This is a genomic window from Acidisoma sp. 7E03 (assembly GCF_054665075.1).
This window is the reverse complement of sequence record NZ_BAAFHE010000034.1, coordinates 1-7092: the sequence shown is the minus strand read 5'-3', so window position 1 is coordinate 7092 and position 7092 is coordinate 1. Positions and strand designations below refer to the sequence as shown.

Sequence of the window (7092 nt, the reverse complement as noted above, 5' to 3'; positions counted from 1 at the left end):
TGTCGGCCATCCGGCCTCGGCTCTCTTGGGTCCACATCCCAAGCTTGAATCAGACCGCGCCGAGCCGCCACAACCATTTTCAAACAGCCTCTTAACAGAGCTGGCGATCCCGCTCCTTCCCAACCAATGGCCCGCCCGGCGGATCATTAGACTGTGTCGTCACGCCGCAGGTCGAAATCCTACGCGTAACCCGAAAGCCTTCGCGACCTCCATCACTGTGCCGAGGGTCGGATTTCCGTCGCCGGACAAGGCCTTGCTGAGACCAGTCTCGCGCGCGAGCTGACTCATGTTGCGTGCTCTGGCAACCACGCCGAGCGCACGAGCGAGGAAAGCAGGATCGTCACCTTCCTCTGCGGCGGCCTCAAGATAGGCAGCAATATCCTCTTCGGCCTTCAGATAGTCGGCAGAGTCTTAGCGACCACGAAGCCGGAGGGGGCAAGGGCACCGCCCGCGACGGCGGCGGCCGCGCAGCGGCGTCCCTTGCGGCCCGATCGGCGCGAGCGGTAGCGGATCTGCTTTGGTTGCTGTCCTTCATCCCTCCATCGTGCCAAGGACGGTTGCGAACAGAGCGTGTTTCGACATTCTGCCGTGTGCGCCGTCAGAAGGTCAGCGATGTCGCCCAACACGATGGCCGGAACCGTCCGCGAGTAGTGGGTGCTGAGCAGGCCGGGTTACCGCCCAACTGTCACGGAGCCCGCTGGGTTTGCAGGCGGCGGGGTGCCGAGGCGCTCTATCTCCCGCCCCATCGCGCTGACTTTCACCAGATCAAGAACCTGTTCTCCACACTCAAGAAAATGCCGCGGAAAGCCGCAACTTGAGCAGTCGGTGCCCTCCGTGGTGCCGATGGCGAGACCATCGGCACCACCGTCGTGGCAGGCGCTGCCGCACGATACCCTCGTGACTCGGCTAGTAAGGCGCAGCGGGTGGCAAGGTTGTCGTCACGATGAGGGGCTTAAGCTTCGAGCGGCGCGCGAAACAGGCAGCATGGCCTCTGGTGCTAAACCGCCTCCTCCGACCCTTCGTTTCTTCTCGATGTGTCATATGCACGCTGCGCTCTCTCGAGCGCGGAGCCGTTGACGAGCGACCAGTTGTAGAGAGCGGCGAAGGGTTCGCGTAACGAGCAGCCAAGATCGGTGATTGTGTATTCGACGCCGATCGGCTGCGTCGGCAAAATCTTGCGAGTGACAAGGCCGTTGCGCTCCAGACGCTTCAATGCCTCCGACAAGGCCTTGTGGGTGATGCCGTCGAGACGGCGCTTGAGATCATTGAACCGCGCCGGCTGGGTGCAGAGGACGCTCAGAATCAGCACCGTCCACTTGTTGGCGATATGATCGAGGATAGGCCGTGTCGCGGTGACATCGAGCGGCAGTTCAAGCACGTCTTCGGACATGAGTATACGCCTTGGTATCTAAGCACCACCCGGTGCGTTCTTGCATCTAGATATAGAAACTATACCTGATTGTCATCGCCAAAGATGTGAGGACGTATGAGCAGGCTTTCAGGAAAAATCGCGGTCGTGGTTGGTGGTCATAGTGGCAAGGGCGGCGCCATCGCAGAGCGGTTCGCGGCGGAAGGTGGCACGGTTTACGCCACCAGCCGCCGCGCCGAAGAGGGTGAGGGTGAGGGTGAGGGTGAGCTTGGAGCCGGCAGGCTACGCGCGCGCCGTGTCGATGCTGCCGATCTGACAGCGCTCGCCGCATTTTTCGAGGCGGTGCGCAGCGAGACGGGACGGGTGAACGTGCTCGTCGTCAATGCCGGCATCTCCGAGTTCGCGACGCTCGATGACATCAGCGAGGATTATTTCGATCGGACGTTCGACCTCAACGTGCGCGCGCTGCTGTTCGCCGCAAAGACTGCGACGGCAATCATGCTCGATGGTGGCTCGATCGTGTTGGTGGGCTCCATCGCCGGTGCGATCGGTACCAAGGGTTATGGCGTCTACGAGGCGACCAAGGCCGCAGTGCGCTCATTCGCGCGGACCTGGGCCAATGAGCTGGCGCCTCGAAACATCCGCGTCAACGTCGTGGCACCAGGGCCAACCGACACCGACATGATGGCGGCGGTGGCCGGCGAGGTGCGTGAGGCGCTGAAGAAGCTAATTCCGCTCGGCCGCATGGCGCGTGCCGACGAAGTGGCCTCGGCCGCACTGTTCCTCGGCAGCGATCAAAGCAGCTTCATCACCGGGGCCGAGCTGCCGGTCGACGGCGGCATGACGCAGGTGTGATCTACGCCATGCGGACGACGGTGCGCGGCCGTCGCGTCAGATCTGCGAGGCCGGCGTCCCGGCGCGCAGCGGTGCGAAAATGTGCCGCTCGGCCAGATCGGGCGCCCACTGGACGTACTCGACAACGCTGCCGTTCGTATGCCTCATATACATCATCCGTCCGGTCGGGATGTCGTTGATGTCGTGCACCACGGATGCGCCGTTCGCGAGGAGCTTGTCCCTGGCGTCGTTAATGTCCTCCACAATCCAGGGACCGAAGCTCCCGCGGATCGGCTACAGCGCCTTTTCCGTTCCGCCGATTACAAGCACGTCGCCAATCCCAACGAGAAACAGAGGATCGTAGTTGAGCCTGAGATGCGGCTCCGTTCCGTGGACTGCCTTTAGGGTTGCCACGGTGGATTCGAGGTCGGGCGCGAACATGCGAGTGTATGTCTTTAGGATCATGACGATGCCTATCTGATGATGCTGACTGTCGACGGGATCTGAAGTGCCCGGATGCTACTCGGCGCTCAGCGCCGAGTAGCTGTTTGAGGAATGAGCCTTGGTCGAGGTTGTCTCAAGCCGGACCTGATTGTTGCGCGTCAGCGCAGGAATCGCTCCGAGATTGCCAGCATCGTGACGGCGTGGCCGGCCTGGGCAAGGAGCTCGTCGAAGGTGGCCCGATCGGCGTCCACGCCGTCCTGGAACGCCGTCAGGGTGGGCCACCACAACTGCCGCACTCCTAGGAACGGTGCGCCGTCGCTGTGCACCTCCGCGCTCGGCCTGTTCACTGCGTGCCGCAGCGCACCGATCCGCAGGCCGAGCTCGGCGTCGGCGGCGCCCACCCAGCCAGGATTGCCGTCGAGGTGCACGAACTGCAGGAGATGGATGCTGGTCGGCCGCTCCAGCACATCCCACTGCCGATCAACTGCGGCCCCGATGCCTATTGGAGGCCGCGAGACGATTACCTCTTCCTCCGTGATGAAGAAGATGACCCTCGGCAGGTCCTGGAACAAAGGCTCGTCGGGGCGGATGTTGTCAACGAACAAGGGCTCGTCGACCAGTGCGGCGGCATCCTTCGGAGAGTCGAACGAGGGCATGGCGACACCGTCATACTCGTCCTGGCCTGGGCCCAGGCGGTCGGTGTCGAACTGGTGCGCCTGAACGTATGTGAGCATGCCCGGGATCTGGCGGCCCAGAGTGCCGTGCGGGTGGCGCCAGTGGTCATGGAAACGCTGGCGGTCGATGTCGGGGTGGCGGGGGAGAAGAGAGAAGAAGCGGATCACGGAAAGCTCCTGACTTGGCTGCGGAGAGACCGTGTAGATATACAGAGTAGACTAGGGCGCAAGAACGCACCGACCCTCGCCTAGGTATATGCAAGTAAACCGCATCCCGTAGGGCGATCGTCATGACTGGCGGCATATGCGTTCTCGTTCTGGAAGACGACGAGCTTCTTCGGTGGTCCATCGCCGACTCGCTACGTGAACTGGGGTGCAAGAAGGTGGGGAGCTTTTCTAGCAACGAGCCGGTGCTCCCATATCTCGCCTACCCACGCCGTGCTCAGCACATCGGACTTCCGGACGTGCACCTCGGAAGAGGGACTTGCTACCGGACCTTCGTCGAGTTCGGTCACCGGAAACGGCTAATCATCTTTATGTCGGGCATCGTGGGCACCGCGCCGCCTCCCCTTCCCTCTTCCGGCACCGAAGGTGAGCTAAAGATCCCTGCCTTCAAGTAGATGACCGGCCGGCCTCCAGAGCGCGCATCTTCTAGCCAAAGCTCAGATGAGTTAGGAAACGCGGCAACTTCCACTGCCCCAGCTCGATGAACAGTGCCGCCTTCCTGCTTGCCATCAACTTCTCGATTGGGGTTTCCTTAGCGGCGGCGTTTCTAGCCCTCTCGTGGAAATCCGGAATCGCGCTAGGGCGGTGGTGCGCCTTGGGCTTCTTGTCGGCCTCGGGGGCCACCGTCGTCGAGGCTTGTGCGAACACCATCCAGTCGCCGCATCTGACGTCGACGCTCTCGTTTTCCTCGCTGCTTCTAGGCACTGCGCTCATCATGGGAGGCCTTGCCCGGCATCTTGCGAGGCCCGGGATCTTGCGTGCTGTGCTGGCCTGGTGGGTGACATGTTCGATATTCAATTCGGCGGTCGTCTTCTACCTCAGGCGCGGCACCTGGGGACAAGGACTAGGTTATCAACTGCCCTTCGCGATCATCTTCGGAATTGGCTTCGTCATCCTGCTGCCGCGTGCCCGGCAGCGTCTTTCCTATGCAGCCTTGGCGGCGGTCTTCGCCCTGTGCTCCGTGCAGTTCGTCGTGAAGGGCGCCCTGTCCGGACTGTCAGGCCAAGGCCCGAGCGTCAAGGCGTACATCCACAGTGCGTTTGCCTTCTACTCCCAAACAGCAGGAAGCATCCTCTCCATTTGCCTCGGCATTTCGCTCATGGGAATCATCGTGACCGACATGATGGAGCGGCATTGGCAAGCGCTTGAGCGAGATGCGCTGTCCGGCGTTTTGACGCGAGGCGCCTTCATGGCCAGGGGCGCCGCACTTCTCGCAAAGACACCGACGGTCGTCGCGGTTGTCTGCGATCTTGACCATTTCAAATCGATCAACGATGGCTTTGGTCACGCTGCCGGTGACGAAATGATCCACACGTTTGGACGCACTTTGTCCAACCTGTTCGAAGAAGCCACCTTAGGGCGCCTCGGCGGTAGGAATTTTGCCTTCTGTTCTCCAACACCACGCCAGAGGCGGTGAGTGGGAAGATCATCGCTCTACAGGAGGTGCTCCAGCAGCTTCGCTACGCTCGCCTCCCACCAAGCAGATCCGTAACCGCGAGCTTTGGCATCGCCACGCGCCTACCTGACGAGCCCCTTGATGAGCTGCTCCATCGAGCCGACATGGCGCTCTACTCAGCTAAGGGCGCGGGTCGCAACCGCTACACCTTTGCGAGCAAGTCGGCTGCTTCTGCTCCTGGAAGCAGCGCCTGATACGAAGTGGCCGCTCTGCTGCCTTTGAGAACGCGGCGAACCTCAATCCAGGAAAGCAGCCGGAAAGCATCTGCTGGAGAGATGGCCTGAGGCCGCATGGGTGTGACCTCAGGCCACCTGTGGAGTCAGGCGACAAGCGTCCAGCGGCGGAGATAGCCAGCCATCCGATCTATGGCCTCGCCGAACAGGACAACGATACTTTTGTCAGCGCCCGACCAGTTCACAACCCTCGACAAGATTAAAATGAGGAAAGGCGCGGACAGAGTTGCGGGCTCTTGCTGCAATGCAGGGGCGAGACAGCCGGCGACGAGCGCCGCCGCGTCCTGGCTCTCTATCCTTCGCGATCTATCAACATCAGCCCTATTTGAGGCGATCACGCACTTTCTGCTGCCTGGTGGCATCAGCCCTTTGCATGATCATGCAGCTTATAGTTGGACATCTCGAACGTTGTATCTGCTAGCGTCTAGGCTCCGCTTGATTTTTCGTTAGTCGAAACGAAAGTGGCTGCAATTGCCCTCGTAATGCCGCGATAATCTGCGCGTGTGAACGCTACGTGCTAAGGCTTCGCGCAGTTTGTCACAGTGGGGTGGGTCGGATGGATGGCACTTTGAATGTGCTTGTTCTGGAAGATGATGACGTCCTCCGAACGTCTATCATCGACGCGCTGTATGAGCTGGGGTACAAGAAAGTCCAAGGGTTCTCAACCAATGAGGAGGCGCTCCGCTACCTTCCCGAGGACGACCACGAGATGCACCTAGGGCTTCTCGATTTGAATCTTGGACGGGAGACCTGCTACCCCACCCTCGCCGCATTCGACCGTAGGCGCTGGCCGATCATACTCATGTCCGGCCTGCCTGCGCAGGAGGTGCCCCCGACTTGGGGCTGTCGACTCTGCCTCAAGAAGCCGTTTGGGGCGGCTGCATTGGAGAAAGCGCTGGAAGAGCGTTGCAAGTCTCTTGGGCAATCGACGTAGCTGAGGCACGGCTGACCGCCGCCGTTCAGCCGTTGGTTTCAGGCCAAACCCCACTATGGTGGCTGACTTGGTCAACTGCACGAGCTGATATGCCGCTGTCTGCTGAACAATGCCTTGGAGCGAGAGCGATGCTCCGGTTGACCCGGGAGGAGCTTGCGCGCTCAGCCCAGGTCGCCATCTCCACCCTCGCCGATTTTGAAGTGGGCCGGCGCCGCCCTCACGCTGGCACCCTCGCCGCCATCCGGTCCACCCTAGAAGCGGCCGGAGTCATTTTTATAGACGACGACGGCCAAGGGGCCGGTCTCAGGCTGAGGAAAGAATGAGCGCAGACGAGGCCGCGTTGCTGATTTGTGCGGGTCGCGCGCTTCTCGGCTGGAGCCGAGATCGTTTGGCAGCCATGGTGGAAGTAACGCCCGGCTCTGTCGTGCGCCTTGAACAAGGAAATCCCACTGTCTCGCTGGCGACCGTCGCGGCCATCCAAGCCGCCCTTGAAGCGGCCGGAGTGACCTTCGTGTCCGAAGCCGTAGGTGAGCCCAGGGCGAAGCTCATGAGGTCGGCGGATCTCGCTTAATTCCGAGGCATGCTGTTGGGAAATTGGAAGGAGCTTGTTCCCGGCATCCGCAAATTCGGTCTCTCGCAACATTAGCAAGCCTCAGCGCCCTGGGCGCCTGCAGCGCCTGATTACCATAGCCCGTATGCGCTAGCGGGCGGCAGTCAACCGCATCCAGGAGACGAGCCTTAAAATGGGCGTAGTGGTGGGTGCTCCCGCGGCCGGATCAATTTTCCCCATTGAGATCGCCATTTTACTAAGGCCGATGGTGGAACGGGCCAATGAACCGCACCGGGTTTCCCGGAGGCTCCAACTTCCAAGTAGAGTGGAGCTATGACGAGCAAGACGACGAACAAATTCAGCCCTGAGGTTC

The 7092-nt window shown here is 61.2% G+C and carries 7 protein-coding genes and 2 pseudogenes; 5 read left to right on the top strand and 4 right to left on the bottom strand.

The window, feature by feature from the left end:
• Window positions 1-159: 159 nt before the first annotated feature.
• Window positions 160-399: pseudogene (locus tag ACYQ6W_RS22330) on the bottom strand (addiction module antidote protein); the annotation flags it as partial.
• Between the two features lie 598 nt (window positions 400-997).
• Window positions 998-1390 carry a winged helix-turn-helix transcriptional regulator gene (locus ACYQ6W_RS22325; protein ID WP_459678463.1) on the bottom strand — a complete coding sequence of 131 codons (393 nt, stop codon included), beginning with the start codon at window positions 1388-1390 and terminating at the stop codon, window positions 998-1000.
• Between the two features lie 96 nt (window positions 1391-1486).
• On the opposite strand from ACYQ6W_RS22325, the gene ACYQ6W_RS22320 reads away from it, so the two are divergent.
• A complete protein-coding gene (locus tag ACYQ6W_RS22320; RefSeq protein WP_459678462.1) occupies window positions 1487-2224 on the top strand; it encodes an SDR family NAD(P)-dependent oxidoreductase in 738 nt (245 codons plus the stop codon).
• 36 nt (window positions 2225-2260) lie between these two features.
• On the opposite strand, the gene ACYQ6W_RS22315 is transcribed toward ACYQ6W_RS22320, so the two are convergent.
• Both ACYQ6W_RS22315 and ACYQ6W_RS22310 read right to left on the bottom strand, forming a co-directional pair.
• Window positions 2261-2467 (bottom strand): VOC family protein, encoded by a 207-nt coding sequence (locus ACYQ6W_RS22315; RefSeq protein ID WP_459678460.1) that lies wholly within the window; start codon window positions 2465-2467, stop codon window positions 2261-2263.
• A 338-nt stretch (window positions 2468-2805) separates the two neighbouring features.
• Entirely contained in the window at window positions 2806-3489 is a 684-nt protein-coding gene (locus tag ACYQ6W_RS22310) for an EthD domain-containing protein (protein WP_459678459.1), read from the bottom strand.
• Between the two features lie 538 nt (window positions 3490-4027).
• Between ACYQ6W_RS22310 and ACYQ6W_RS22305 the strand changes: the two are divergent.
• The 4 genes and pseudogenes from ACYQ6W_RS22305 (at window position 4028) to ACYQ6W_RS22290 (ending at window position 6740) form a co-directional block, all read left to right on the top strand.
• Window positions 4028-5196 (top strand): annotated as a pseudogene (locus ACYQ6W_RS22305) (GGDEF domain-containing protein).
• Window positions 5197-5791: 595 nt separating this feature from the next.
• The gene (locus ACYQ6W_RS22300; protein ID WP_459678457.1) at window positions 5792-6169 is read left to right on the top strand and encodes a response regulator; all 378 of its coding nucleotides are present in this window, start codon (window positions 5792-5794) and stop codon (window positions 6167-6169) included.
• Window positions 6170-6258: 89 nt separating this feature from the next.
• Complete coding sequence (locus tag ACYQ6W_RS22295; protein WP_459678456.1) at window positions 6259-6492, top strand: helix-turn-helix domain-containing protein; 234 nt, start codon at window positions 6259-6261, stop codon at window positions 6490-6492.
• On the top strand, window positions 6489-6740 hold the full coding sequence (locus tag ACYQ6W_RS22290) for a helix-turn-helix domain-containing protein (protein ID WP_459678455.1): 252 nt from the start codon (window positions 6489-6491) through the stop codon (window positions 6738-6740). Before ACYQ6W_RS22295 ends, ACYQ6W_RS22290 begins: the two co-directional genes overlap by 4 nt.
• Window positions 6741-7092: the final 352 nt, after the last annotated feature.

Bases quoted from the DNA above. Each gene is read 5' to 3' on its own strand.
- ACYQ6W_RS22325 (WP_459678463.1), bottom strand. From the start codon at position 1,390: ATGTCCGAAGACGTGCTTGAACTGCCGCTCGATGTCACCGCGACACGG.
- ACYQ6W_RS22320 (WP_459678462.1), top strand. From the start codon at position 1,487: ATGAGCAGGCTTTCAGGAAAAATCGCGGTCGTGGTTGGTGGTCATAGT.
- ACYQ6W_RS22300 (WP_459678457.1), top strand. From the start codon at position 5,792: ATGGATGGCACTTTGAATGTGCTTGTTCTGGAAGATGATGACGTCCTC.
- ACYQ6W_RS22295 (WP_459678456.1), top strand. From the start codon at position 6,259: ATGCCGCTGTCTGCTGAACAATGCCTTGGAGCGAGAGCGATGCTCCGG.
- ACYQ6W_RS22290 (WP_459678455.1), top strand. From the start codon at position 6,489: ATGAGCGCAGACGAGGCCGCGTTGCTGATTTGTGCGGGTCGCGCGCTT.